Source organism: Kaistella palustris DSM 21579, assembly GCF_000422265.1.
Lineage (GTDB): Bacteria > Bacteroidota > Bacteroidia > Flavobacteriales > Weeksellaceae > Kaistella > Kaistella palustris.
The window spans coordinates 96,544-122,132 of record NZ_AULL01000013.1; the positions used below are offsets into that span (position 1 = coordinate 96,544).

26 protein-coding genes and 1 tRNA gene are annotated in these 25,589 nt (G+C 43.1%); 12 read left to right on the forward strand and 15 right to left on the reverse strand.

The window, feature by feature from the left end:
* Positions 1 to 32: 32 nt before the first annotated feature.
* Together H562_RS0103825 and tpiA are read left to right on the forward strand one after the other, a co-directional pair.
* Entirely contained in the window at positions 33 to 383 is a 351-nt protein-coding gene (locus tag H562_RS0103825; RefSeq protein ID WP_027376291.1) for a tellurite resistance TerB family protein, read from the forward strand.
* A gap of 35 nt (positions 384 to 418) precedes the next feature.
* Positions 419 to 1,177, forward strand: coding sequence for a triose-phosphate isomerase (gene tpiA, locus H562_RS0103830; protein ID WP_027376292.1), 759 nt, complete (start codon positions 419 to 421; stop codon positions 1,175 to 1,177).
* 757 nt (positions 1,178 to 1,934) lie between these two features.
* Here tpiA and clpP read toward each other — a convergent pair.
* Together clpP and dnaG are read right to left on the reverse strand one after the other, a co-directional pair.
* Entirely contained in the window at positions 1,935 to 2,618 is a 684-nt protein-coding gene (gene clpP, locus H562_RS0103835; RefSeq protein WP_027376293.1) for an ATP-dependent Clp endopeptidase proteolytic subunit ClpP, read from the reverse strand.
* 108 nt (positions 2,619 to 2,726) lie between these two features.
* Positions 2,727 to 4,652, reverse strand: coding sequence for a DNA primase (gene dnaG, locus H562_RS0103840; protein ID WP_027376294.1), 1,926 nt, complete (start codon positions 4,650 to 4,652; stop codon positions 2,727 to 2,729).
* Positions 4,653 to 4,913: 261 nt separating this feature from the next.
* Here dnaG and H562_RS0103845 point away from each other — a divergent pair, with 261 nt between their 5' ends.
* The 5 genes from H562_RS0103845 to H562_RS0103865 all read left to right on the forward strand — a co-directional run bounded on the left by H562_RS0103845 (position 4,914) and on the right by H562_RS0103865 (position 8,871).
* Positions 4,914 to 5,918 carry an isoaspartyl peptidase/L-asparaginase family protein gene (locus tag H562_RS0103845; RefSeq protein WP_027376295.1) on the forward strand — a complete coding sequence of 335 codons (1,005 nt, stop codon included), beginning with the start codon at positions 4,914 to 4,916 and terminating at the stop codon, positions 5,916 to 5,918.
* Positions 5,919 to 6,326, forward strand: a complete 408-nt coding sequence (tsaE, locus tag H562_RS0103850) for a tRNA (adenosine(37)-N6)-threonylcarbamoyltransferase complex ATPase subunit type 1 TsaE (protein ID WP_027376296.1) — start codon at positions 5,919 to 5,921, stop codon at positions 6,324 to 6,326.
* A gap of 96 nt (positions 6,327 to 6,422) precedes the next feature.
* A complete protein-coding gene (locus H562_RS0103855; protein WP_027376297.1) occupies positions 6,423 to 7,616 on the forward strand; it encodes an alanine dehydrogenase in 1,194 nt (397 codons plus the stop codon).
* Positions 7,617 to 7,988 (forward strand): hypothetical protein, encoded by a 372-nt coding sequence (locus tag H562_RS0103860; protein ID WP_027376298.1) that lies wholly within the window; start codon positions 7,617 to 7,619, stop codon positions 7,986 to 7,988.
* Positions 7,989 to 8,022: 34 nt separating this feature from the next.
* Positions 8,023 to 8,871: a prephenate dehydrogenase gene (locus H562_RS0103865; protein ID WP_027376299.1), complete on the forward strand. Its 849-nt coding sequence runs from the start codon at positions 8,023 to 8,025 to the stop codon at positions 8,869 to 8,871.
* A 180-nt stretch (positions 8,872 to 9,051) separates the two neighbouring features.
* Here H562_RS0103865 and H562_RS0103870 read toward each other — a convergent pair whose 3' ends face one another.
* The 6 genes from H562_RS0103870 to H562_RS0103895 form a co-directional block, all read right to left on the reverse strand.
* A complete protein-coding gene (locus H562_RS0103870; RefSeq protein ID WP_027376300.1) occupies positions 9,052 to 10,140 on the reverse strand; it encodes a hypothetical protein in 1,089 nt (362 codons plus the stop codon).
* 341 nt (positions 10,141 to 10,481) lie between these two features.
* The gene (locus H562_RS0103875) at positions 10,482 to 11,900 is read right to left on the reverse strand and encodes an L-serine ammonia-lyase (RefSeq protein ID WP_027376301.1); all 1,419 of its coding nucleotides are present in this window, start codon (positions 11,898 to 11,900) and stop codon (positions 10,482 to 10,484) included.
* 96 nt (positions 11,901 to 11,996) lie between these two features.
* A complete protein-coding gene (locus H562_RS0103880) occupies positions 11,997 to 12,668 on the reverse strand; it encodes an alpha/beta hydrolase (RefSeq protein WP_027376302.1) in 672 nt (223 codons plus the stop codon).
* A gap of 60 nt (positions 12,669 to 12,728) precedes the next feature.
* Positions 12,729 to 13,778 (reverse strand): glucokinase, encoded by a 1,050-nt coding sequence (locus H562_RS0103885; RefSeq protein WP_027376303.1) that lies wholly within the window; start codon positions 13,776 to 13,778, stop codon positions 12,729 to 12,731.
* A 109-nt stretch (positions 13,779 to 13,887) separates the two neighbouring features.
* The gene (locus H562_RS0103890) at positions 13,888 to 14,454 is read right to left on the reverse strand and encodes a membrane protein (protein WP_027376304.1); all 567 of its coding nucleotides are present in this window, start codon (positions 14,452 to 14,454) and stop codon (positions 13,888 to 13,890) included.
* A 241-nt stretch (positions 14,455 to 14,695) separates the two neighbouring features.
* A complete protein-coding gene (locus tag H562_RS0103895; protein ID WP_027376305.1) occupies positions 14,696 to 14,983 on the reverse strand; it encodes a rhodanese-like domain-containing protein in 288 nt (95 codons plus the stop codon).
* Between the two features lie 111 nt (positions 14,984 to 15,094).
* Here H562_RS0103895 and queG point away from each other — a divergent pair, with 111 nt between their 5' ends.
* Both queG and H562_RS0103905 read left to right on the forward strand, forming a co-directional pair.
* Positions 15,095 to 16,060 (forward strand): tRNA epoxyqueuosine(34) reductase QueG, encoded by a 966-nt coding sequence (gene queG, locus H562_RS0103900; RefSeq protein WP_027376306.1) that lies wholly within the window; start codon positions 15,095 to 15,097, stop codon positions 16,058 to 16,060.
* 196 nt (positions 16,061 to 16,256) lie between these two features.
* Entirely contained in the window at positions 16,257 to 16,934 is a 678-nt protein-coding gene (locus H562_RS0103905) for a TIGR02117 family protein (RefSeq protein WP_027376307.1), read from the forward strand.
* A gap of 85 nt (positions 16,935 to 17,019) precedes the next feature.
* On the opposite strand, the gene H562_RS0103910 is transcribed toward H562_RS0103905, so the two are convergent.
* The 5 genes from H562_RS0103910 to H562_RS0103930 all read right to left on the reverse strand — a co-directional run bounded on the left by H562_RS0103910 (position 17,020) and on the right by H562_RS0103930 (position 20,927).
* Entirely contained in the window at positions 17,020 to 17,526 is a 507-nt protein-coding gene (locus H562_RS0103910; RefSeq protein WP_027376308.1) for a hypothetical protein, read from the reverse strand.
* Positions 17,527 to 17,582: 56 nt separating this feature from the next.
* A complete protein-coding gene (locus tag H562_RS0103915) occupies positions 17,583 to 18,902 on the reverse strand; it encodes a hypothetical protein (RefSeq protein WP_027376309.1) in 1,320 nt (439 codons plus the stop codon).
* A 33-nt stretch (positions 18,903 to 18,935) separates the two neighbouring features.
* Positions 18,936 to 19,469: a YceI family protein gene (locus tag H562_RS0103920; RefSeq protein ID WP_084466322.1), complete on the reverse strand. Its 534-nt coding sequence runs from the start codon at positions 19,467 to 19,469 to the stop codon at positions 18,936 to 18,938.
* 506 nt (positions 19,470 to 19,975) lie between these two features.
* Positions 19,976 to 20,057 (reverse strand) — tRNA-Leu (locus H562_RS0103925).
* A gap of 105 nt (positions 20,058 to 20,162) precedes the next feature.
* A complete protein-coding gene (locus H562_RS0103930; RefSeq protein WP_027376311.1) occupies positions 20,163 to 20,927 on the reverse strand; it encodes an MBL fold metallo-hydrolase in 765 nt (254 codons plus the stop codon).
* A 271-nt stretch (positions 20,928 to 21,198) separates the two neighbouring features.
* On the opposite strand from H562_RS0103930, the gene H562_RS0103935 reads away from it, so the two are divergent.
* On the forward strand, positions 21,199 to 22,635 hold the full coding sequence (locus tag H562_RS0103935) for a hypothetical protein (protein WP_027376312.1): 1,437 nt from the start codon (positions 21,199 to 21,201) through the stop codon (positions 22,633 to 22,635).
* Positions 22,636 to 22,646: 11 nt separating this feature from the next.
* Complete coding sequence (locus H562_RS0103940) at positions 22,647 to 23,096, forward strand: GAF domain-containing protein (protein WP_027376313.1); 450 nt, start codon at positions 22,647 to 22,649, stop codon at positions 23,094 to 23,096.
* A gap of 9 nt (positions 23,097 to 23,105) precedes the next feature.
* Here H562_RS0103940 and H562_RS0103945 read toward each other — a convergent pair whose 3' ends face one another.
* Both H562_RS0103945 and H562_RS0103950 read right to left on the reverse strand, forming a co-directional pair.
* Positions 23,106 to 23,576 (reverse strand): GNAT family N-acetyltransferase, encoded by a 471-nt coding sequence (locus H562_RS0103945; RefSeq protein WP_027376314.1) that lies wholly within the window; start codon positions 23,574 to 23,576, stop codon positions 23,106 to 23,108.
* 206 nt (positions 23,577 to 23,782) lie between these two features.
* Positions 23,783 to 25,111 (reverse strand): dihydrolipoamide acetyltransferase family protein, encoded by a 1,329-nt coding sequence (locus tag H562_RS0103950; RefSeq protein WP_027376315.1) that lies wholly within the window; start codon positions 25,109 to 25,111, stop codon positions 23,783 to 23,785.
* Positions 25,112 to 25,288: 177 nt separating this feature from the next.
* Here H562_RS0103950 and H562_RS0103955 point away from each other — a divergent pair, with 177 nt between their 5' ends.
* Positions 25,289 to 25,582, forward strand: coding sequence for a putative quinol monooxygenase (locus tag H562_RS0103955; protein WP_027376316.1), 294 nt, complete (start codon positions 25,289 to 25,291; stop codon positions 25,580 to 25,582).
* The last annotated feature ends 7 nt before the right edge of the window (positions 25,583 to 25,589 follow it).

Here is a 25,589-nt window from a genome sequence, read left to right on the forward strand (position 1 = left end):
CTTCATTAAAAAATAACAGAAAAAATAAATTTATGCAAAAATCAAATAAATCCATAGCAGGCTATCATTTACTTATGATTCTTTCCTCTGTGGACGGCGAATTTGCCCCGGAAGAAGGTTTAAAACTACAGCAATATCTGGCAGATGAATTTCCGTTTCAGGTGGATCTGGACAATGAACTCGATATTATAGCGACGCTGCCGCAGGAAAAATGGGAAGGTCACTTCGATTTTCACGCGGGCTGTTTCTATGATGATTCTACCGAAGAAGAACGTCAGGATTTCATCAATTTCGCAAAGTCACTGATCAAAGCTGATGAAGAAGTGACTGAGCAGGAACACAAATTTTATAAGACACTGAAAAATAAGTGGAAAATGAATTAATTACTGCTTATAAATTGTAAACTTATTTAATCACCATGAGAAAAAATATCGTTGCCGGAAACTGGAAAATGAACAAAAATGTAATTGAAGCTCAACAGCTCATGTTTCAGTTGCTCCAGTACAAAAAAAATCACACGCCAAACTGTGAAATATGGATCGCCCCGCCGTCCCTTTATCTGATGATGGCAAAAGACCTGTATGAAAATGACGAGATTGGGATCTTCGCCCAGGATATGAGCGAATATGAAAGCGGTGCATACACCGGAGAAATTTCTGCCGCCATGCTTGAGTCTCTTGACATCACGGGTGCAATCATCGGTCATTCGGAACGCCGGCAATATCACGGCGAGACCGATTCGCACTGTAACAGAAAGATTAAGCTTGCGCTGGACCAGGGTTTAACTCCGATTTACTGTAACGGCGAAACACTGGAACAGCGAAAATCCGGCAAACACCTGGAAGTCGTGAAAAATCAAACGGAAGTAGCGCTCTTTACTCTGAGTGCCGACGAAATTAAGAAAGTAGTGATCGCTTATGAACCTGTTTGGGCTATTGGTACAGGCGAAACCGCTTCACCTGAGCAGGCGCAGGAAATCCACGCACATATCAGAAGTCTGATCGCGGAAAAATATGGTCAGGAAGTAGCAGACGATATCTCAATCTTATACGGTGGTTCGGTAAAACCCGACAATGCAAAGGAGATCTTCTCACAACCTGATATCGATGGCGGTTTGATCGGCGGCGCGGCATTGAATGTGGCAGATTTCGGAAAGATCATTGAAGGGTTTAGTTAGAAAAAGTCCTCACCCTAAATGCGATTTTACGGGGGTTTTCACCGCAAATTTCCCGTAGTGCTTCGTATTTCTAAATCGCTGAGTCCTCACCCTAAATCCCTCTCCGGAGGAGAGGGACTTGAGAGCTCGCTAATAGCAAAGGAGCAGAAATCTAATTTTTTGTCCCTTTTTTGGTGAGGATAAAGCGGGTAATGTAAAAAAAAATTCGGGGAAGTTGAGATAGATAGTGGGATTTGCATGGAGTGCACGCTGAATTGCTCCGAGTCCTCACCCTAAATCCCTCCCCGGAAGAGAGGGACTTGAGAGCTCGCTAATACCAAAGGAAGAAAAATTTAATTTTTTGTCCCTCTTTTTAGTGAGTATAAAGCGGGTAATGTAAAAAAAAATTCGGGGAAGTTGAGATAGATAGTGGGATTTGCATGGAGTGCACGCTGAATTGCTCCGAGTCCTCACCCTAAATCCCTCCCCGGAAGAGAGGGACTTGAGAGCTCGCTAATACCAAAGGAAGAAAAATTTAATTTTTTGTCCCTCTTTTTAGTGAGTATAAAGCGGGTAATGTAAAAAGAATTTTCGGGGAAGTTGAGATAGGTAGTGGGATTTGTAGGAAATGCTCACCCTGAATTGCTCCGAGTCCTCACCCTAAATCTCTCTCCGGAAGAGAGAGACTTCAGATATCGCTGACAAAAAAAGGGACACATAATTAGATTTGTGTCCTTTTTTTAATAAAGTGAAAATGTATTCTATATGGTACAAAAGATTATTTCTCTTTCTTTCTCTCCAGAACTTCGTCTACCATCCCAAAATCTTTGGCTTCCGTAGAAGTCATCCAGTAGTCACGGTCCGAAGCTTTTTCTACCCATTCGTAAGTCTGCCCGGAATGCTGAGAAATAATATCATAAAGTTCCTTTTTCAGTTTCAGCATTTCACGCAGATTGATTTCCATATCGGAAGCTACACCTTGCGCACCGCCGGAAGGCTGATGGATCATAACACGCGAATGTTTTAACGCGGAACGTTTTCCTTTCTCGCCCGCAACCAGAAGTACAGCACCCATTGAAGCAGCAATTCCTGTACAGATCGTAGCCACATCCGGCTTGATGATCTGCATGGTATCATAAATTCCCAAGCCGGCATATACGCTGCCACCAGGGGAATTAATGTAGATCTGTATATCTTTGGAGGCATCTGAACTTTCCAGGAAAAGCAGCTGCGCAGTCACGATATTCGCGACCTGGTCATCGATTCCTGTCCCGAGAAAAATGATGCGGTCCATCATCAGTCTGGAGAATACATCCATCTGCGCCACGTTCAGGCGTCTTTCTTCCATAATGTATGGCGTCAGGTTGGTCGGTCCGTACATTCCCATATACTGGTCGGTAGCCAGACCGCTGTTTCCCATATGTTTTACCGAGAAGTCCCTAAAATCTTTTTTAATATCCATTATCTTTTTAATTTTTATTTAAAGGTGCGCGCGCCGTATTGGCGCGCTCCTACACACTAATTCAAATTTACGCAAACAATATTCCACAACCAAAATTCCGCCAATGTGTCACAGAATACGGAACAGTTTCCCATCAAGTTCCTTTCTAAGATGATTCAGCCGGATGATCTTCAGGTACGTCTCATCATTGTTTTCATTTTCCGACAGCTGTGCTTTCATAGCGTTGATAATTTTCAGCACATACTCCCTTTTATGCCGAAAGATCACATCCTGCACAATTTTCGGGACCACTTCCTCTTCACTGCTGAAGAATATCTGGTGTTTCGCCCAGTCGCTGGTTTCGTGCTCATTAACCAAAGCATCAGCAACTTTCACAGAAATATTTTCATCGAGCAGTGTCATAAAAAACTGACCGGCGCGCAGTTCATTATCGGCTATTCCTTTCTGTATCTCACCGATGATCTTGCGGTTGATGGCCGACTGTATTTCGTAGTCATCTTCCTGCAAATGTGCAATGATCTCTTCGATCACGGTGATCTGGTATGCGTTATTTTCCTCATCGGTACGGTCCAGCACGCGGTCGCCGTATTTCAGCATTAGTTCCACCAGTTTTTCTTCGAGCATAAAAAGCGGGTCGATGGTTTCTGTAACCTCGGGAACTTTCTGCAGTTTGGCCTCTGCCTGGGGCATTTGCCGCTGCTGCGGCGAGATCTGCTGTTTCTGCAGTTGCTTCTGCACATTGAGTTCGTTGAAAAGAGACTGTTCCGAAAGGCCGAATTTATTCGATACTTCCTTCAGATACACTTCCTGTTTCAGCGCATTCTGCACGTAAGCTACCGATTTCACGATATCACGGATTGATTCTGCCTTTTTCACAGGGTCGTTTCCGGCCTCCTTCAGTAAAATTTCTGCTTTGAAACCGATGAAATCCTTAGCCTCATTTTTAATGAAATCTTCTACGTAATCCTGCGGATGTTTTCGGGCAAAAGAATCGGGATCGTCACCATCGGGAAAAAGCAGAATCCGGATATTCATCGCCTCCGACAAAAGCATGTCGATACTGCGGAAACTCGCTTTTATACCGGCCGCATCGCCATCAAAAAGAATGGTTACATTTTCGGTAAGCCTTTTTATTAGTTTGATCTGTTCTACGGTCAGCGCCGTACCCGAACTGGAAACTACGTTTTCTATACCGGCCTGGTGCAGTGCGATCACATCCATATATCCCTCCACCAGCAGGCAGAGGTTGTTTTTAGAAATCGACTGCTTGCTTTGATTAAGTCCGTAAAGGATCTGGGATTTATGATATATTTCGGTCTCCGGCGAGTTCAGGTATTTCGCAGTTTTTACATTATTCTTAAGAATACGGGCACCGAAACCCACCACTCTGCCCGAGAAACTGTGAATCGGAAATATCACGCGCTCGCGAAAACGGTCGACGCCCCTTGGCGTATTTTCGGGAAATATCGAAAGCCCAGCTTTCTCCAGAATTTCCTTGGAATAACCTTTTTCCAACGCAAATTCTGTGAAGGCATCCCGCTGCTCCGGCGCATAACCCAACCGAAATTTCCGAATGATCTCATCGCGGAGTTCGCGTTCTTTAAAATATGCGTACGCAATTGATTTACCTTCCTCCGTACCAAAAAGCTGTTCCTGAAAAAAATCATTTGCGATATCATGAATTTTGTACAGCAGTTCTTTATCCGTCTGCGACTGTCTTTCATCCTCTGTGAGTTCGCGCCTGTCTTCCTCAATTTCAATTCCGTACTTTTTTGCTGCATAGCGCAAAGCTTCGGGATAGGTAAAACTTTCGATTTCCATCAAAAAGGAGATCGCCGTGCCGCCTTTTCCGCTGGAAAAATCTTTCCAGATCTGCTTGCTTGGTGAGACAACAAAACTCGCGGTCTTTTCTTCATGAAAAGGACTCAGTCCTTTAAAATTAGAACCGGCACGCTTTAATTGCACATATTCGCCGATGATTTCTTCCACGCGGATCGTAGAAAATATTTTGTCGATGGTAGCTTTGGAAATCATTCCGTAAAAATAGCAAATAAGTTCAGGTATTACATATTATTTTGGGCGTAACCCTCGCCGCCCTGGCCGGGAACTTCCGCTGCTCGGGTCGGGCTCTGCGCTGCAAGTCCTCATTACGTCGCGCCTTATCAGGCGCTCCTCCATTCCGGGCTTTCCGCTGCGATCCCTTACGCGGTTGACAGTTGAGAGTTGATAGTTGAGAATTGACGGTTTTTGCCTGCCGTTTTTTTTCGATAAATTTGACAAACCATTTTTTTTACCATGAAAAAACTTTTACTCACCGGCGCAGTTTTGATGGCCATTTTCTCTTCCGCCCAAAAAAAATATGTTCTCGTAATGCACGGTGGTGCCGGCACAATTACCAGAGAATCGATGTCCGCAGAAAAAGAAAACGCTTACCGCGCCAAACTGGCAGAAGCACTAAAAGCTGGTTATGCAGAAATCCAAAACGGAAATACCGCTGTAAATGCTGTTTCCGCCGCCATTGTCGTTCTGGAGGATTCACCATTGTTTAATGCGGGCAGGGGCGCCGTTTTCACCCACGATGCTAAAAACGAAATGGATGCCGCAATCATGTACGGAAAAGATAAGACTGCCGGCGCCGTCGCGGGAGTTCACACGATAAAAAACCCTATCAAAGCGGCTCTTGCTGTCATGCAGCAATCGGAACATGTAATGCTCAGCGGCCGCGGTGCCGAAGAATTCGCTCAGGAAAAAGGCCTTGCCATTATGCTTCCGTCCTATTTCTGGACAAAAGAACGCTTCGATGGTTTGCAGCACATCCTTAAAAAAGAAAAAGCCGACTCACTGAAAAAAACAATTCAAAATGCGGTGCTTTCTTCGTATGAAACCGACCAGAAATTTGGAACAGTCGGCGCGGTGGCGCTGGACAAAAGCGGGAATCTCGCAGCCGGGACTTCTACCGGCGGAATGACCAACAAAAAATGGAACCGCATCGGCGATTCGCCAATTATAGGCGCCGGAACTTATGCAGATTCCTTAGTAGGCGTGTCCGGAACCGGTTGGGGCGAATATTTCATTCGAGCTACTGCCGCGCGGACTTTGGCAGCGAAAATGGAATACCAGAACAAAGACATTCAAACCGCAGCAAAGGAAACCATAACTGAAATTGAAAAATTAGGCGGCGATGGCGGTCTGATCGCGCTGGACCGTAACGGAAATATCGCCATGCCTTTTAATACCGCCGGGATGTACCGCGGCGCAGTGACTGAGGACGGAGAAATATTTATTGAAATCTATAAATAGATGGAATTTAAAATAACAACTTTGGAGGATTGGCAGAAAGTGACCGATGAAATTCTGCCACGAATAAAACATCCGCTGCTTCTGCTGAAAGGAAATCTGGGCGCCGGAAAAACAACGTTCACCCAGTTTCTTTTAAAAAAACTGGGAAGCCACGACGATGTTTCCTCTCCTACTTATACTTTGGTCAACGAATATCATACACCTAAGGGAAATATCTTTCACTTTGATCTCTACCGTCTTGAAAATGAAGAAGAAGTTTACAATATTGGCATCGAGGAATATCTCGACAATGCTTTCCTGTGCATCATCGAGTGGCCCGAAGTATATGAAGACGAGCTAAAAGATCTGCCGCATCACACCTTATCCATCATCAACACCGGCGGTGAGCGCGTGATTAACTTCAGCTAAAATAGACTTTTATACAATCTAAATGATTGTATCTTTGTACCTTCATTAACCGAGCAAGAAATATCTGAACCTGCTTTGGCAGGCAAAATATACATAATGAGCAGCACGAATATCTTTACACCTTTTTCTGAACAGGAATTAATGCCGCAGGAAGAAAAACTGGAAGTCGTAAAAAAAGGAAAACAATTCGCGATCGGGGTTCCAAAAGAAACCTGTTTAAACGAACGGCGGACCTGCCTCACGCCCGATGCCGTACAGGTATTGGTAAATAACGGTCACAAAGTTGTGGTAGAAACAGGAGCCGGCCAGGGTTCATTTTACACAGATCTGCAATATTCAGACTCCGGCGCACATATTACGCAGTCACCTGAAGAAGCATTTCAGCAGGATCTTGTCTTAAAAATTAATCCGCCCACCACTGAGGAAATCGGCTATCTGAAACCCAATACCTATCTCGTTTCTGCGCTGCAGATCAATTTACGGGACAGGGAATATTTCAAATTACTTTCTGAAAAGAAAGTAAATGCAATTGCGTTTGAATTTATAGTCGATGACTATAAGCAGCTTTCGCTCGTGCGCCTGATCGGTGAGATTGCGGGTAACATTTCGGTTTTGTATGCGGCGGAATTACTCGCGCTGTCAAATGGTTTAATGCTGGGTGGAATTACCGGAGTGCGCCCCACAGAAGTTGTGGTGCTCGGTGCCGGTATCGTTGGTGAATTTGCGACTAAAGCTGCAATCGGTTTGGGTGCAAGCGTAAAAGTATTTGATAATTCGCTTTCGAAACTGCGACGGCTGCACATGATGGTCGACGGCCGCGTTCCGACTTCAATCATCGATCCGAAAGAACTTGGCAAAAGTCTACGACGCGCAGATGTGGTGATCGGTGCACTTTCCAAAATAAGTCACACACCCATCGTTACTGAAGAAATGGTGGCGCAGATGAAAAAAGGAAGTGTAATCATCGATGTAACCATAGACAACGGAAAGGTCATTGAAACCTCGGAACTTACCGACATGGAGAATCCATTCATCATTAAACATGGTGTAATCCACTGCGGCTTGCCAAACCTTACTTCAAAAATGCCGCGAACTACCACGAAAGCCATCAGCAATTTCTTTCTCAGCTACCTTTTAAACTACGATGAAGAAGGCGGTTTCGACAATATGCTCGTGCGCAAAAATGATATGAAGCAAACACTCTACATGTACAAAGGCCGGCATACCAAAAAACTGATATGTGACCGTTTCGACCTTAATTACCACGACATCAACCTTTTAATTTTCTAAATGAGGAAGCTCAAATTTTTTATGATAGGTCTCATTCCGGGACTGCTTCTGGTATTTTTCATTCTTAATAAAAAGGGCGCAAGCTGCAGCGGATATCTGCCAAATTCCCGTGTAATTGCGGAAACACTGTCGAAAAAACCAGTTTATACCGCAGCATTTTCCCGGGAAATGGCGGCAGAAAACATTACAGAAAAATTTTTGAAAGACAGCATCATTACTGCCGGTAAAATTGACTTCGATAAAAGTAACGCGCAGAAAAAACCCTGCCCCAATTATACACTGCTCTACCCGGCTAAAAGTCCACGGTACGAAGTGGAGTTTGAAAAATGTCAGGACGATGCTACCTTTACTTCTCTGAAAAAACTTCATTGACAGTCCAAGAGGAAAATTTATAATTTTTTTACTAATGAAAATCACTCTTATTGGTGTGGGTTTGATCGGCGGTTCCATTGCGCTGAAACTTAAAGCGAAAGGCCTTGTGTCTTACGTTTACGGTGTGGACCGAAATGAAGCGCATCTTCGGAACGCTAAAAAATTGGGTATCATCGATGAGATCACTTCGCTTGAAAACGCTGTGGGGAAGTCGGACCTCATCATCATCGCAATTCCCGTGGATTCAGCCGCAGAAATTATAAGTAAAGTCTTAGATTTAGTTTCAACAAAACATACGGTAATGGATGTGGGTTCCACGAAATCCGGAATCGTAAAATCCGTAGAAAATCACCCGAACCGCGCACGCTTTGTAGCGTTCCACCCAATGTGGGGAACAGAAAACTCAGGACCGCAATCTGCCGTTGCGGAAAGCTTTTCCGGTCGTGCAGCGGTCATTTGCGATGCAGAAAATTCCGCAAAAGATGCATTAGAAACTGTCGAAGCGATAGCAAGGAAACTCGACATGCATTTGATGTACATGAAGGCGGAAGATCACGACATCCACACAGCATACATTTCGCATATATCACATATCACCTCTTACGCCCTCGCCAACACGGTTTTGGAAAAGGAACGCGAGGAAGATACGATTTTTCAGTTGGCCAGTTCCGGTTTCTCGAGCACGGTTCGTCTGGCAAAATCGCATCCGGAAATGTGGGTGCCCATTTTCAAGCAGAATAAAGAAAATGTTCTGGATGTTCTTAATGAGCATATCTCGCAGCTTCGAAAGTTTAAATCCGCGCTTGAGAAAGACAATGATATCCTGCTCGAAGAGCTCATCAGAAACGCAAACAGGATCCGCGGCATCCTTGACGAAAAATAGACTGTATAGTGTATATTAAAACTAGTAAACATGTTTAACTGTATTACGTCCCGATGAATTTACGGTGAGATACATTCAGCAGCACATCTACGGAAGTAAAAGAAATTCAAAACTGACCTCTTGCGCGATTTTGCTGACCAAAAGTCTGATGCAATAATGCTTTATAAAGATTTCCGGCAATTATTTAGCTACCACAACTACTTTATTTCCCCAGGATCTGTTTTTTTCCGGTGAAAGTGATTTCATGACGCCATTGATCCATAATGCAGCTTTGGCATTGCCATTTTTGTTAACAAAGCCACTGACATAGATATCGGATTTACCTGCCGCGACAGAAGTTGCAGTACCTGTCGCCGCATTACCGCGGTTCAGATCAGTAAGTATTCCGTTCTTCCAGAACCAAAGTTTATTTGTAGTTACGTCACCCGATGTTCCCGCCGTATAACGGTCATCACCATAAACCGCGACCGACAATGGATTGGAGCCCTGCCGTGTATCAATTACTGTCGCCTGGCCGTCAGTCCAAAGCGTTCCCCGCGATCCGTCAGTGCCGGCTACATAAACTTTATCCCCAAATACGGCAATGGAACTGGCATTACAAAGTCCATAATTACTCTGGGCCAGCGTGAAACTCTGCGCTTCACTAAAGGGTGCCGGAGCGCCGGAGTTGTAAGCGCCAGGCTTGTAAATCCAGTATTTGGCTTTTTTAACCGAGCCTTCATATTCAATTCCGGCGATATAAACTGTATTATTTATGACATATACGGAATTGAATCTCGCACCTGAAACTCCCGGGTAAGTGACCGTGTAACGTCCCATCCATAGTTTCGCAGCACCATAATTTACGCCGTCATATCCTACTATATATGTCTTATCGACAACTACAAATATCGAAGTTGCGTCGCCACTGTCGCCTTCGATTGAAAGCGGACCAAACTGGCCTCTGTTCCAGTAACAGGGTCTGTCATCTATATTATTTTCCGCCTTCATGTTTCCTGCTGCGTATACGCCACCCTCAGATACAAAAATATCATTTGCCATCGACGCGCGCTGATCTTTCTGAAGAATCGTCGGCACATCGTTTTTCCAGTATGTCGCTTTGGTATATTCATTATCAGACATTCCTCCTGCCACGTATATATCTTCACCGGCATAGGGCGAAAAAGGTCCGTCACCGTCATCCTGACAGTTTGCGACAAGAATGCTAATAATAATAAGCAGCGGCAGAAGTTTGCTTAAAAATGCAGAAGTTAAATTAATGGTTTTCATCGTGGTGTGTTTATTATGAATATTCGCGGGAAGCGCGGCACTTTACATCTTTAATTATACCTCACAGAAAAACGTAAATCGCCTTCCAGGAAAAGCAAATTTACATACTGCGTTCGGTGAAAAAATAGGAAAAAAAGGACAAAATGCACTTTTGACTTCGAACTTATTGTAACGGAGTCAACGATAATCTGCGTAAAGGAAGCTGCTTTTAAAACAGAAGATGTGAAAAATTCAGAAAATTAAATATTGTAAAAAGTGAAAACGAAAAGTGAAGGTGCTTTGATAGAAAAAACCATTTTAGGATTCACAGTATGCAAGCTGTGCAGTTCCTTCCGAAAAACTTAGCATTCTGCAACGTTCACAGCGATTGCAAGGCCACCTTCTGAGGTTTCTTTAAACCGGTCGCTCATACTCTGTGCGGTTTCCCACATCGACTGTATGACCTGGTCGAGAGAAACGCGGGCTTTGGCAGGATCAGATTCCAGCGCGATATTTGCCGCGGTGATCGCCTTTATGGCGCCCATCGAATTTCTTTCGATGCATGGGATCTGAACCAGGCCGCCAATGGGATCGCAGGTCATGCCGAGATGATGTTCCATAGCGATTTCTGCGGCCATAAGTGCCTGTGCGGGTGTGCCACCCATCATTTCAGTCAGCGCACCTGCCGCCATTGAAGAAGATACGCCGACTTCTGCCTGGCAGCCACCCATCGCTGCGGAAATTGTAGCGTTTTTCTTGAACAGGGTGCCAATTTCACCGGCCACCAGAATAAAACGGATGATCTCCTCCTCGGAAGTATGTTCTGTGAAAGCCTGCGAATACATTAGCACTGCAGGAATAACACCGCTTGCTCCATTGGTAGGAGCTGTAATGATACGGCCAAAACTGGCATTTTCTTCATTAACTGCAAGCGCAAAACAGGAAACCCATTTGTTAATTGTGGTAAAAGTTTCTTCGGCGTCGACCACCAGCTGGAACCATTCATCGATGTTTCTGTAAATTTTATCGCCAAGTAGTTTGGTATTCCAGGCTGCGGCACGTCGTGTCACATTCAGGCCGCCCGGCAGGATACCTTCTTTGTTTACGCCTTTATAAATACATTCCTTGATCTGCTGCCAGATGTAGAGCGCTTCTCTTTCGGTTTCGGCCCGGGGCCGCCAGGATTCTTCGTTCTGAAAAATAAGATCCGAAATTTTGTTCAGTCCAAGCTTCTCAATATTCCGAACAACATCTGCCCCACTGTGACACGGGTAAAGCGTACGGATGCAGTGGTTTTCATAAGAACTCGCCTCCCTTGTCGCTATAAAACCTCCGCCCACGGAATAATAATCCTGCACAAGCTCCTTACCATCTATAAAGACCGCACGGAATATCATTCCGTTTGGGTGATAATCGAGCGATCTTTTTTTGTTCAGGATCAAATGCTCACCGTAGATGAAAGGAATCACTTTTTCACCACCCAGATTAATCAAACCAGAATTTTTAATGGCTTCCACTTTTTCGGTTATTTTACCCGTATCAATCACCTTGAAATCCTCACCGGACAAGCCAAGCATGCCGGCAACATCTGTACCGTGACCAATGCCTGTCTTCGCAAGAGATCCAAAAAATTCCACGTAAACCTCTTTTACATCAGCGATACTGTAGTTTGTGCGGATCTGCTTCAAAAAGTTGGCCGCCGCGTTCCAGGGTCCCATTGTATGCGAACTTGAGGGACCAATTCCTACCTTTATGATTTCGAAAACGCTTATTGATTCCATGTGATTAAATAACGATAAAACTTGCCATTAATAAGTAAAGACAAAGATAAATCTATTTAATTAAAGTGGACTAAATATTACGGAAACGGCATTCATTCAGCTGAAAATTTCCCGCAGGATCCTGGAAACTTCTCTGTGTTTCGTTGCGGGGAAAAGATGCGTGCCACCTTCCACCACATAGTCGGGCTTTGAAAACTTCAAAGGAAAAATAACATCCCTGCTGCCGAGAATCTGAATGACTTCTGGATTTTCCTCAAATTTCCAGTCAGCTATTTTTTCCACGCTCCATTTCAGGTAATAAGTATCGCGTACTGTAAAATAATCCATGAGTTTTGGATTCCTGGGATCAAAAATCCTGCGCAGAAACGCATACGTCACCGCAGATTTCGGATTGTATAATGTTTGAGGTAAAAACCGTGGGATTCGGGTAACTTCGCCCCATTTCAGGAAGCGGGATTTTTCTTTATGGGATTTAATACTCCCCATGATGACTACTTTTTCGGCAGGCTTAATCCTGTTGATCTCCTGCACCATAATGCCGCCAAATGAATATCCCAAAAGATAAAAGGGTTGCGAGTCATCAACCTTTTCAGCCATTCGGTTTACGTAATCGTGAAAATCCTCACCACGAAGCGGCATCAGCCAGTCAATAAAAACGACCTCCAGATTTTCGGGAAAATCGATCCTGTTCAAAACCTTGAAATCTGCTCCCAATCCACTGATCACATAAAGCTTTTTCTTAAGGCTGTATGTGGCTGGTTTTTCCATGGGATATGATTTGCGGTAAATGAAATGCCGACAGAACTACTATGCTGTAAAAAACTAAACTTACTCTTCGGAAAATGCAGCAAAAACTGCGGCACCTTTAATGATGGTATTTGTATCTTTTACAAGATAGATCGGAATGTCTTTTAAAACAGCTTCCATCTTGTCACTGATAATGAAATTCTTGTAAAACTTCTCCTTGTTCAGGAATTTTTGAAGCATGATCGGAAGGTCTCCGGTAATCACAAGCCCGCCGGTCGCCTTCATTTTCAGGACCAAACTGTTTGCCTCGCGGGCGAGGAATATCATAAAAGTATCAATTACCATTGTACAGATGCGGTCCTTCCCTTCAAGCGCGCCATTGATGATTGCTTTTGAGAAGTTGCCGGCTTCAATTTCCTGTGTAAGCCATTCCGGTTGGCGCTGATGTTTTACATCGCGTAAGAAGCGGTAAATATTAAACAGTCCTTCATTTGAGAGTACAGATTCCCAGCTTACAATGCCATAAATCTTTTGCAGGAAATGATAAAACTCCACTTCATCGGCCGTTCTCGGCGAGAATTCACAGTGTCCGCCTTCGGTTGCAAAAGGACGAAGACAAATGCCGTCCCAGAACAGTCCCGCTTCGCCAAGTCCGGCGCCTGGTGCCAGGACTGCCACATTTCCGGGGGAAAAGTCATCGGATTCATGCAGTGTAAGAACTGTATTATCGTCAAAATTTTCAAGGGCATATGCAGTTGCCTCCAAATCATTGATCATATAAACCTTGTCGATCTGGGTTTCGCGGCGGATTTCATTAGCATCCAACTTCCAGGGTAGCCGTTGCGGCTCACTCCTGCCGCTGATCACCGGACCGGGAACACCAATTGCGAGTTTGGCGATATTGGTGAGGGAATTATCTTCTATAAACTGTTTCACCATTTCCGAAAAAGACGGAAAATCTGTCGTAGAATAAGTGCTTTCGATTTTAGGAATTATCTTCCTGTTTTTGGTAACAAATAAGGCGAACTGCGTGTATTCGCGACGGATATCCGCAGAAATCAAAGTAATATTGTTATTACTTTCTGCCTCCAGCGCAGGTAAAAAAAGTTTGAATTTATTTTCGGCCTCCATTTTTTTTAATGTTATATTCCAAAGATAATAATAGTTTTTAAAAAAGTCTGTAAAAAATAAAAAACCTTCTTAAAAAGTAAGAAGGTCTTTTGATAAAGTATTTAAGGACCTATTTTCCCAAAGGAATATTATATCCTACACCTACGCCAAGGGCACCGGCGCTGTAATCCTGGCCGGCAAATTCACCTTTGCTGCCGGTAAAAGTTTTCTGATACTGTACGGCAAAATTCCAGTCCTGATTGTGATAGCCGATTTCGGGTTTAATGTAAAAACCGCCGTCCGGTCTGTCTGGCGAACCTACATTTGTAGCTACTTTGGAATCACCGGTAATGAAACCGTATCCCAAATCGGTTCCGAAATAAAAGCCTGTCTGTTTCGGATAGATTCTTACAAGTGCTGCAACAGGAACCACACCAAAATCATTATTGTCGATACCATCATGGTTTCTGCCAAAGAAATGGCTGTAACCGGTGGCAATACCCAGACCGAAACCTGGCGTAACCAGATTTTGATATGACACGTCCAGGCCAACATTTGCCGAAGCATTCTCTGCTGGCACTGCCATACCGACGTTTGCTCCCACTTTAATCATGTTACGCATATCTGCGCTCTGTGCACTCATCAACCCCACGGATAAAATTCCCAGTGCTGCTATTGACTTCTTCATTGAATTCATAATTTTAAATTTTAAGTTTTACGGGTAGGTACTTGGCAAAATCATGCCAAATCCCTACTGAAAACAGTTCCGGAAATATATTATAAAAGCAAGTGCTTGATTGACAAAATGTTGTACATGAAAAAAATTAAACAAACATTTACATTTTAATATTGTTCAAAGACCGTAATAATCCTGTTGCGAATTTTTGGCACAAAAAAAAGTCCGGTTTAGGAACGAACTTTATTCACTTTGGTAACGATTAAAAATTCTCGAGCTGTTTTTTCAGGTCTGCGTAACCACCGCCGTTATACACATCGGTCATGCCTTCTGATTTAAAATAGTCCACAGCCTTGCCACTTCTGTTACCGCTGCGGCAGAAAAAGATCTTGGTTCCGTTCAGGTTCAATATTTCCTGTTTCCGGTCTTCAATTTCGCCCAGTGGAATGTTTTGTGCCTCATCAATATGACCATCCATCTCGAGTTCCATTGGTTCGCGAACATCGATTAAATGGTAATTTCCTGCTTGTAATACTTCGACTATTGACATAATATGTAATAAAATTTTTTTTTTGACTTGGAAGATTTAGCACCAAACGAATTCTTTACGCTTTCGGCACAAGCAAATTTAGGAAATAATATTAGTTTTGCAAGAATTAAGATGAAGGGAAGCACGACTACATATTCGGCTATCATTAAAGCTAAAGCAAAGAAATTTGGATTTCAGAGTTGTGGGATTTCGCGTGCGCGTTTTCTGGAGGAAGATGCGAAACCACTTGAGGATTGGCTGGCAAATAACCGGCATGGCAAGATGTCGTATATGGAAAACTACTTCGATAAACGGCTGGATCCCACGTTGCTTGTTGAAGGTTCGCGTGCCGTAATATCGCTTTCCTACAATTATTTCCCGGCGGAAACCTTGCCGGACCTCGACAGTTATAAAATTTCGAAATATGCTTATGGGGCAGATTATCACGAAGTAATAAAGGAAATCATGCGCGAAATGGTGGCCGAACTCAAAGAAGATATCGGTGATTTCGACTGCCGGATCTTTACGGATTCGGCACCGGTTCTGGAAAGAAGCTGGGCGCGAAACTCCGGCATCGGCTGGGTTGGCAAAAATGCAAACCTCATTACAAAACAGAGCGGCTCTTTTTATTTTCTGGCAGAAATCATCTGTGATCTTGATTTGGAAGAAGACCTTCCTGTAACGGATCACTGCGGAAGTTGCCGCAAATGTATCGATGCATGCCCAACCGGCGCAATTGTTTCGGAAAAAACCATCGATGGAAGTAAGTGCATTTCGTATGCGACAATTGAACTGAAAGACGGGATTCCCGAAAGCTTCAAAGGTAAAATGGAAAACTGGATGTTCGGTTGTGACATCTGCCAGGACGTATGCCCGTGGAACCGCTTTGCTGCGCCCACGCCGGAAGCGAAATTTAGAGCAAATAATTTTCTTAAGTCCTATAAAAAAGAAGACTGGCAAAATCTGACACAGGAACTGTTCGCTGAGATTTTTCGGAAGTCACCGGTAAAACGGGCAAAATTTGCAGGACTCCAAAGGAATATCGCATTTCTTAATGAAGAAAATCCTGAAACGTTTTCGCAGGAAAAACAGTCGTAAAAAATCATTTTACAAACATCAGTGGAAGTCATTAAGAAAGGTCTGTTGTAATGTTTCCATGTTATTAAAGTTCTCTTTTTTTAAATCATATTTATTTCTGACAAGTTGCGGTGTGTCTTCCAGTGAGCGGTTTCTAGCTGATCCACCTGAAAAAGTTCCTAAAAGTGTCTTTTATAAATTTGATTACATTTGAAAAATGAAGAAAATCATCCTCGTTATTCTGAAGTCGATCTGGGCGGTCATCGGCGTGGTAGCGGTATACTGCATTTTAAGTTTTCTGCTGCCGTATATTGAAGTGCCCGCAAAACCAACCACAGAACCACGCAAAACAGGGATATACATTAAGTCAAACGGCGTGCACACTGATTTGGTTGTTCCCGTAAAAACTGCTATCATGGACTGGACCAAAGTAATTCCGTTTGAAAACACAGTTTCGAAACGCACAGATTTCAAGTACGTGGGAATTGGCTGGGGCGACAAAGGATTTTACCTCGATACACCGACCTGGGCTGACCTGAAATTTTCCACCGCGGTGAAAGCTGCCTTCTGGATGAGTGAATCGGCAATGCACTGCACTTTTTATAGTGAGATCACCGAAGACCAAAACTGTAAAAGAATTCTGCTGACAGACAGTCAATATGCAGATCTGATCAAATACATTGAAGCTAAATTCGATCACGACTCCAACGGCCAGACCATCCTTGTACAGACAGATGCTGTTTACGGAAAAGATGATGCCTTCTACGAAGCGAAGGGTAAATACAGTTTTCTGAATACGTGTAATACCTGGACCAACAATGGTTTGATTGCTGCGGGACAGAAAGGTGCACTCTGGACGTCGACCGACCGCGGTATTTTTCAGCATTACCCATAAAAAAACTCCCGTTTCCGGGAGTCAAACAACAAAATTATGAAAAAATTAATTTGAATTTATTTATTTTGATCTGTTCTTCAATTATTTAATTCTGTATAGCCAGACTGAACAGCAAATCCAGCTCATTTTTTACGTACACCATTCCGCCCATTCTTTTCGGCGGCTCAATGTTGAAATCCGAAAATTTCAATCTTTTGTTTCCCACCAAACTGCCGTTGTCTTCACTGAACTCCACCATATATTTGTGCGCCACGTTCATCATTTTCACTTCAACGAGTGCTGTGATTTTATTGAATTTTGTGGGTGAAATACTTAGAAATTTAACGGTTAACACGGGATGATTCTCTGCATTTAAAGTTTTTCGAAAATCCGCAGTCATCATTCTGTTCCGGCAGTCAAAGTCGGTTACTTTCAGCGCGATGTTGGGCAGATCACGGGATTTAACTGAAACCGGCACACTGGTCACAAAATTGGCATTTACGCACTTAAAGGTGTTCACATTCGTCCAGCCATTAATTTCGACTTTGTTCTTCTGGGCGAAGATCGTTGCCGATAAAAAGATGAGGATGAAAATTAGCGTAAAATTTTTCATGACTACAAATAAAAAGGAAAAGGGATACTGGATCCCTTTTCCAAAAAATTTAAAAATTAGAAACCTATTGTTGCTTCGAACATAAAGCCATTGAACTTACCGCCTCTTAGTGCACTTGTTGCACCCCAAACTGCATCATCATTATACTTTTGAGTAATATACTCTACTTTAGCAAGTACATTTTTGGTCATGAACCAACCGCCGCCAAGATTCAGTCTGTCGATTTTTCTTTCAACTGCGGTATCATTGTCTTTTCCGGTTACAGTATTATATCTGCCGCCCAGGTAGAACTGTTCGTGTCCGCCCAATCTGTAGAGCAATTCGCCGCCAAGTTGGGTGTAGTTTCCTTTGGTTGCAGAAGTTCCTTTGATTCCCGTTACGTATTCGTAAATTCCGAAGAATTCAAGTCCCTGATATTTTACAAACGGGTTTACCTGGAAAGCTCTCACATCTTTGAAACCTGGGTTAAACCTACCGGTTGCCTGGTTAGATTCGCCCATAGCATCGTTCTGGGTTAAAAGAACGTAGTAATATCTGGAGCCACCGCGGTCGCCGCTATACAGGTTTGCGTTGTTATCGCCATTGGTCTGCAGATAAGATCCTGTTAATCTCACTCTCAGATCCTGATCGATCTGTTTGTCATATCCAATCTTTCCGTATACGGATGGTGAATACTGTTTGGCTGTTTTTACCGGTGTCTGGTTTAATTTCCCGTTGGATACACCTAAAACACCTATAAAATTTTTGTAGAATAAATAACCTTCACCAAAAGCCTCGGTTGTAAAACTGTCCATAATATAATTCCCTACAAAAGGATTATTGATGGCTTCAGCGTTATCGGTTCGTCGGAAGTGGGCATCACCGTAATTGATCTCATCCATACCGATTTTTACCCTTGCATATTTCATGATCTCAGAAGCAAAACCTTCTTTAATGAAATCAAGGTTATCAACCTGAATGTATCCACCTTTCACCCATGATTCATTGTGGTGACGTGCAGAAAGGTAAGTTCTGAGGTGCATTTTTAAACCTTTACCCAGATATGCATTCAAATCTAAGTTTGCGGTTGGCAGGTTAAAATCTTTACCCATATCCACCAGCGCATTAGGAGTGGTAGTTCCGGTAAGTACGCCGAGTGAAGGTGCTTTGGTAGAATGTTCCAGGCCCTGAAACTGTAAGGCAAAATCGCCACCTACAGAAACTTTGATGCCATCGAAATCCGGAGATTCCACTTTGGGATCTTCGAAAACATTTCTGGCGGCTTTTTCGGGAGCCAGATAGTCTCTCATAGAAGTTGCTACTTCCTGCGCACTGACAAAGTTAACTCCTGTCACTAATACTGCGAGCATTGATGCTCTGATTAACATAGTTTTCATGTGTCTAAATTTTAAATTTTTATAATTGTTTGTTTATTTCGCAGTAAGGCTTACGGTAATCTTCAAGTCGTTACCGGTTTTCACTGTGTTCATCATAAATGATGGTGGAGTAACTCCATATTCAGTCATCTTTATGGTTTCAACACCGGTGATGGTGTATGCAGCACCGTTTTTGGCTACTGTAACGGGGAAGGTTACGTTTTTGGTAACGTTGGCTACGGTAAGTTTGCCTGACATAGTACCTTTACCTACATTAACACTTGAAGCAGTAAATGTGATGTTCGGATGTTTATCCGCCTGCAGCGCTTTGTAAGCATTAGAATCCATAGGACCTTTTCCGCTTTTCAGTGATTTGGCAGCCATTACATATTGGATGTCTGTGATGCTGTTTCCTGAAACGTTGCCGGAGAAAGTACCTGCGGTGGAAACCATTGTCCAGTCATGCATGGTAGAGGTTCCCTCAACGGTAGTTTTCACCTGGTTACTTGAAATTTTCTGAGCAGACATTAAACCTGAAGCTAAGCCGAAAACTAAGAGTAGGTTTTTGAAGTTAACAACATTTTTCATAACAATTGATTTTTAAATTTTTCTTTATTTCCTGTTCTGATTTCTTGTACAAAGGTAAATCAATAGTTGAAGATTTCACAATTTTGCATGAGTTATAGTACATGATTAATATCAATTAATTCTAAATAATAAATATTTAATAAAATATTAAGATTATTTTTAAATAAAAAGTCAGCAATCGTGAGTTTTAGATGTAATCGATTAAGGAAATAGACATACTCTTAAAGAATTCCTAACATAAATTAAACAGGCATTTAAAAACCTGATAAAAGTTAGCTGATAATCTGGCTTTTAATCAGTGTAAAATTATTACTAAAGGATAAACACCAAGGTCGGACGACGCTTTGTTTAAGCAAAACATTACGCAGGAAGATTTTAAGCTGGCGCCTTTTTATGAAGAAGCCACGTACAATAGATACACAGTGTAACTAATTTTGCGCTTGCTTCCCATACTTATATTCTGATTAATAAAAAACAAAAAAACCTCTGAAAAATCAGAGGTTTTGTACCCGGTGCCGGAATCGAACCGGCACATCTTGCGATACTAGAGTTTGAGTCTAGCGCGTCTACCAATTCCGCCAACCGGGCCTGTAATTGGGATTGCAAATATAGAATTATTTTTTTTTCGGTGAAATTATTTTTACGATAATTTCAGCGATTTTTAACCGCAAGATTTAATGGTCCATTTTATCACTAAAAAGTCAGCTCCAGGCCATCGTACGCAAGATATACGTTTTGCGGCAAATCTGCCTGCGTGTCAGAATGCGTTCCCAAATGATGCGAAATATGGGTAAGGAACATATTTCGGGGTTTCAGCTCTTCAAAAAGATCAAGAACCTGTGGCAAAATGAAATGAGCGTTGTGCAGTTCCTCTTTGCGTATGCAGTTCAGAATTAAAAAATCGAGGTCTTGCAAATTTTCCTTTTCAGTTTCACTGATAAAACTTGCATCTGTGATATATGCCAGTTTCTTAAATTTATAGCCATAGATCGGGATTTTATAATGCATCACATTTATGGGTTCAACCAGTGTGCCGCATAACTCAAAGTTATCCCGGATTTCATGCATGTCGAACGAGGGTGCGCCGGGATATTTCACGTCGGCAAAAGCATAAGGAAAACGGTGCCTCACTTCGGCGCCCACTCTATGGTTACAGAACAGTGGCATATTCTGTCCACTGCGGAAAATAAGCGGGCGCATATCATCCAGCCCGATCACATGGTCATTGTGTTCGTGCGTGAGTAAAACCGCATCCACGTGTTCTTCGTTGTTATCCAGCATCTGCATACGGAAATCCGGTCCGCAGTCAATAAGGATCTTTCCACCGGAGTCTGTTGTAATCAGTGCGGAAGAGCGATACCTTTTATCGTGCAGATCAGCCGACGTACAGACTTCGCAGTGGCAGCCGATTACAGGTACACCCTGCGAAGTTCCGGTTCCCAGAAATTTTAACTTCATTCTTTTTATTTAGAGCAGGTAATTTACAAAATTCAGCGTGTGTAAATATCGGCCGAATATCATTTCTTATCAATATACCTTTAACATAAAATAAATTGGGAGAATGAGAATCCGGATATTTCCGATAAAGCTTGGGGAATAATAAGTTAACTGTCTGTATTTAAATGAATAACATCAACTGAACCGGCAAACCTGACAAAAACCAGCTGCATCCAGGTAATCGGAAAGTGGCATATTCCTGCAATAAATTGTATTTTTACAAAAAATTTGAATTCCTGTGATTCCACCGAAATTAACTCCCAAGCAGAAAGCCCTCGCGATAAATCTGGACCCGAATATTTACGGAACTTTTGCCGAAATTGGCGCAGGTCAGGAAACGGTGCGGCATTTTTTCCGCGCTGGCGGAGCTTCCCAGACTATTGCAAAGGCAATGTCGGCCTATGATAAAGATTTCAGCGACGCGATTTACGGTAAAGAAGTCAAAAACAGATATGTCACCCAAAACCGCCTGCGCAAGATGCTTCGCTACGAAGTATCACTTATTGAAGAAAGACTGTCACGCGAAAATGCACCCGGCAGAAAATTCTTTTCCTACGCAAATACAGTGACCACCATCAATTTCGATAAAACCATGAAAGGCCACGGCTGGGTCGGTTTGCGGTTCCAACTTGATGAAAATGAAGATTATAACGAAATCGTATTTCATGTAAAATTCAATGAGAACGATGCCACGCTGCAGCAGGAAACGCTTGGTGGACTTGGCGTAAATTTAATTTACGGCGCATTTAATTACAGCGACAATCCGCGTCGTCTTCTGGATTCTCTATATGATGATATTTCAACCGATAACGTGGAGATAGATATGGTTGACTTCAGCGGACCGGCTTTTACGTATGTCGATAACAGGTTGATGAGTCTGCAGCTTGTAAAAAATGGCATGACCGATGCGGTAATATTCAACTCTCAGGGGAACAATATGCTGCCGGCAGACATTCTATACAAACGCGATATTTTCGCCGTGCGAGGCAGTTTCCGACCCGTCACTCTGGTAAATATTGACATGTTTGAGAAAGGTCTCAATATGTTTATGAATGAATTCGGCTGCAGTCTGGAGGGAACTGTTGTTCTGTTTGAGATCACGATTTCCAATCTGCGAGCTGCCGGTGATATCGACGAAAGAGATTTTCTGGACAGGGTTGATATTTTGGCCAAACTCGGTTATACGGTGATCATTTCAAACTTTTCCGAATATTACCGACTGATCGATTATTTTGCCAACTATACCGGCGGGAAACTCGGTGTTGCAATGGGCGTAAACAATCTGCTCGATGTTTTCGATGAGAATTATTACAAGAATCTTTCCGGGGGAATCCTGGAGGCGTTCGGTAAATTCTTCAGAAAAGACATGACTGTGTATTTATATCCGTACAAAGATCCGGAAACACATGAACTGCTCACCTCAAATAATTTAAAAGTCAGCGGTAACCTTAAAGAACTGTACAAATACTTCAAACTCAATCAGCGCATTATCGATATTGTAGATTACAATCCGGATTACTCGGAGATCTACTCGCGCGAAATCCTGAGCAAGATCGCCAATCACGAGAGCGGCTGGGAAAACCAGGTGCCCGAAGAAGTTGCCCCCATGATCCGCGAACGCGGCATGTTCGGCTACAAAGAAGAACTTAAACTCAAAGAATTTTCCTAAAACTTACAGAAATGTCAGAAATAAAAAAGCGTCTTTCTTCAATTCTAGAAAGCCCAACTCATCATATGACCGATAAACTGCAGAAGATTTGTCATCTGCTGGATCAGGAAATACCGTATTTTAACTGGACGGGTTTTTATTTTAAAAACGGCGACAAAAACGAGTTGATCCTGGGACCTTATGTAGGCGCAGAAACCGATCATACTGTGATCCCTTTTGGTAAAGGCATTTGCGGACAGGTAGCCGAATCCGGAGAAACCTTCGTGGTGCCCGATGTTTATGCACAGGACAATTACCTCAGCTGCTCAATTGATACGAAGGCAGAGATTGTAGTTCCAATCATTAAAAACGGTGAAAATATCGGCCAGATCGATATCGATTCGCACAGCATCGATCCTTTTACGCAGGAAGACCGCGACATGCTCGAGTGGCTTTGTGGCGAGATCGCTAAAATCTACTAAAAACTTTTTTTATTCCGCTAAATGTGCAATTTCCTTCGCACCGAGGCGGAAAACAGTCCATTCATCCATAGGTTTCGCACCAAGTGATTCGTAGAATTTAATTGCCGGCGTGTTCCAGTCAAGCACCGACCACTCCATTCTGCCGCAGTTTTTGCTGACGGCAATTTTGGAAAGTTCGGCGAACAGTTTTTTACCATAGCCTTTTCCGCGGTGCGCTGGTTTTACGTAAAGGTCTTCCAGGTAAAGTCCCGGCTTTCCCACGAAGGTTGAAAAATTAAAAAAGTAAAGCGCGAAGCCTACCGGAACACCGTCTTCTTCGGCGATAATGACTTCGGCATATTTGCGGCTGAAAACATTTTCGCGCAGTTCCTCCACAGTAGTTACCACATCGTTTTCCATTTTTTCATAAACTGCAAGCTGCGTTATTAAATCAAAAATAAGTGATGAATCGTCTGGGGTAGCTTTTCGAATAGTGAACATAGTTGTTTTTTTTGAAGAGTCAAATGTAGTGATTTTGCGAAGATTTTATATAAAAATCCCAACCCTAGCCCCGATTGAGCGGCGTGTTTGAGCTCTCCCGCGCCGAAACCGGCGCGGGAAGCGAGTAGCGAAAGCGGGAATAAGCTCCTAAAAAAAACCTTCAGAAAATTCCTGAAGGTTGATTTTTAAAAATGCATTTCTGCAGTTTATATTTCGGTATTCATATCCCAGTTTTCCAGGTAATCGTGTACATGTTTCAGGAACATACCGCCTAGCGAGCCATCTACCACGCGGTGATCGTAGGAATGCGACATAAACATGAGATTTCTGATCGCGATCACGTCGCCGTCTTTGGTTTCCAGGACTGCCGGTTTTTTCACAATTGCACCAACGGCGAGAATTGCGACCTGTGGCTGTGGAATGATCGGCGTGCCCATAAGGTTTCCGAATCCACCCACATTAGAGATCGTGTACGTAGCGCCCTGGGTTTCTTCGGGCTTCAGTTTTTTATTTCGCGCGCGGAAGGCAAGATCGTTGATGGCTTTGGCCAGGCCGGAAAGTGAGAGCTGATCGGCATTTTTAATAACCGGAACGATAAGATTCCCGTCGGGCATAGCGGTGGCCATACCGATATTGATGTTTTTCTTTTTAATGATTTTATCGCCATCTACAGAAACGTTGATCATAGGGAAATCCTGAATGGCTTTAACAATAGCTTTCACGAAAATCGGCATGTAGGTTAGTTTTTCGCCTTCTCTCTTTTCGAAGATATCTTTGTGTTTTGTACGCCATTTTACCACATTGGTAACGTCGGACTCAATGAATGAGGTGACGTGCGGCGCAGTGTGTTTGGAATTTACCATGGCGTCGGCAATGATCTTCCGAACGCGGTCCATTTGAATAATCTCGTCGCCGGCGCCAATTTTCACAGGTGCGGCCGCGGGTTTTGGTGCCTGGACAACTACAGGAGTTGGAGTTTCTGCGGCTGGCGTGGTGCCTGCTTTTGGCCGGTTCGCAACGAATGTAAGAATATCTTCTTTGGTAATTCTGCCTTCCAGACCGCTGCCTTTTATAGACTGCAGTTCGTTTTCCGAGATATTTTCCTGCTGCGCGATAGATTTCACAAGCGGCGACAGATACCTGTCTGATCCTGCAAAACCGGTTGCTGCGGCAGAACTGTGAAGTGCTTCCTCAAGACCTTTTACTACGTCGGGCTCTACGTTGGGAATTTGAGTTTCCACTTCGCCGGCAGATTTCGGTTCCTGCGGTTGCTCAGCTAAAGCCTCGCCAGCGCCTGAAACTTCTAAAACCGCAATGGCTTCACCGATCTTGGCGACCTCATCTTTTTGTTTTAGGATCTTTACGATTTTCCCCGAAACGGGTGTCGGTACGTCTGAATCTACTTTGTCGGTCGCAATCTCTACAACAGAATCGTCTTCATTTACCTGATCTCCTTCATTGAACAGCCAACTGATAATTGTTGCCTCCATCACGCCTTCTCCCATTGAAGGAAGTAATAACTTATATTCTGCCATTTTATTTTCGGTTTTTACAAAGATAAAAATTTTTGTGGATTAAAGAAATGCGAATTTATAAGGTTGTTTTTTGAGTTTTATGCAATGATTTTTTGTCGGAAAAATGGTGCATGTCACCGGATCATTTAATGAACTTACATTGCGCGGCTTTGGTTAAATTTGTTTTAAATTAAAATCATGGAGAATTTATATATCGTGGCGTTGTTTCCTGTTCAGAAAGAAAAAACTGCTGAAGCGGTGGAACTTTTCAAAAGAGTTGTTACTGAAACCCGCAAAGAAAAGGGCTGTCTGCTCTACGGCCTTATAGAAGATAACGGTGACGAAGGTGTTTTTTTCCTGTCGGAACTTTGGGAGTCGGTAGAAGACCACCAACTGCATGATAAAAGCACACATTTAGAAATATTCCGAAAGGCGATCGCACCATTTCTGGCCGGAGAAATCAAAGTATTTAAAGGAGCGAAGATTTTCTAGGAAGTGC

Coding starts and splice junctions, on each gene's coding strand:
- H562_RS0103915 (WP_027376309.1), bottom strand. CDS start 18,902: ATGAAAACTATGTTAATCAGAGCATCAATGCTCGCAGTATTAGTGACA.
- H562_RS0103940 (WP_027376313.1), top strand. CDS start 22,647: ATGTCAGAAATAAAAAAGCGTCTTTCTTCAATTCTAGAAAGCCCAACT.
- H562_RS0103890 (WP_027376304.1), bottom strand. CDS start 14,454: ATGAATTCAATGAAGAAGTCAATAGCAGCACTGGGAATTTTATCCGTG.
- H562_RS0103910 (WP_027376308.1), bottom strand. CDS start 17,526: ATGAAAAATTTTACGCTAATTTTCATCCTCATCTTTTTATCGGCAACG.
- H562_RS0103845 (WP_027376295.1), top strand. CDS start 4,914: ATGAAAAAACTTTTACTCACCGGCGCAGTTTTGATGGCCATTTTCTCT.
- H562_RS0103920 (WP_084466322.1), bottom strand. CDS start 19,469: ATGAAAAATGTTGTTAACTTCAAAAACCTACTCTTAGTTTTCGGCTTA.
- tpiA (WP_027376292.1), top strand. CDS start 419: ATGAGAAAAAATATCGTTGCCGGAAACTGGAAAATGAACAAAAATGTA.
- H562_RS0103870 (WP_027376300.1), bottom strand. CDS start 10,140: ATGAAAACCATTAATTTAACTTCTGCATTTTTAAGCAAACTTCTGCCG.
- tsaE (WP_027376296.1), top strand. CDS start 5,919: ATGGAATTTAAAATAACAACTTTGGAGGATTGGCAGAAAGTGACCGAT.
- H562_RS0103880 (WP_027376302.1), bottom strand. CDS start 12,668: ATGGAAAAACCAGCCACATACAGCCTTAAGAAAAAGCTTTATGTGATC.
- H562_RS0103825 (WP_027376291.1), top strand. CDS start 33: ATGCAAAAATCAAATAAATCCATAGCAGGCTATCATTTACTTATGATT.
- H562_RS0103855 (WP_027376297.1), top strand. CDS start 6,423: ATGAGCAGCACGAATATCTTTACACCTTTTTCTGAACAGGAATTAATG.
- H562_RS0103955 (WP_027376316.1), top strand. CDS start 25,289: ATGGAGAATTTATATATCGTGGCGTTGTTTCCTGTTCAGAAAGAAAAA.
- queG (WP_027376306.1), top strand. CDS start 15,095: ATGAAGGGAAGCACGACTACATATTCGGCTATCATTAAAGCTAAAGCA.
- dnaG (WP_027376294.1), bottom strand. CDS start 4,652: ATGATTTCCAAAGCTACCATCGACAAAATATTTTCTACGATCCGCGTG.
- H562_RS0103950 (WP_027376315.1), bottom strand. CDS start 25,111: ATGGCAGAATATAAGTTATTACTTCCTTCAATGGGAGAAGGCGTGATG.
- H562_RS0103860 (WP_027376298.1), top strand. CDS start 7,617: ATGAGGAAGCTCAAATTTTTTATGATAGGTCTCATTCCGGGACTGCTT.
- H562_RS0103930 (WP_027376311.1), bottom strand. CDS start 20,927: ATGAAGTTAAAATTTCTGGGAACCGGAACTTCGCAGGGTGTACCTGTA.
- H562_RS0103945 (WP_027376314.1), bottom strand. CDS start 23,576: ATGTTCACTATTCGAAAAGCTACCCCAGACGATTCATCACTTATTTTT.
- H562_RS0103905 (WP_027376307.1), top strand. CDS start 16,257: ATGAAGAAAATCATCCTCGTTATTCTGAAGTCGATCTGGGCGGTCATC.
- clpP (WP_027376293.1), bottom strand. CDS start 2,618: ATGGATATTAAAAAAGATTTTAGGGACTTCTCGGTAAAACATATGGGA.
- H562_RS0103895 (WP_027376305.1), bottom strand. CDS start 14,983: ATGTCAATAGTCGAAGTATTACAAGCAGGAAATTACCATTTAATCGAT.
- H562_RS0103865 (WP_027376299.1), top strand. CDS start 8,023: ATGAAAATCACTCTTATTGGTGTGGGTTTGATCGGCGGTTCCATTGCG.
- H562_RS0103875 (WP_027376301.1), bottom strand. CDS start 11,900: ATGGAATCAATAAGCGTTTTCGAAATCATAAAGGTAGGAATTGGTCCC.
- H562_RS0103885 (WP_027376303.1), bottom strand. CDS start 13,778: ATGGAGGCCGAAAATAAATTCAAACTTTTTTTACCTGCGCTGGAGGCA.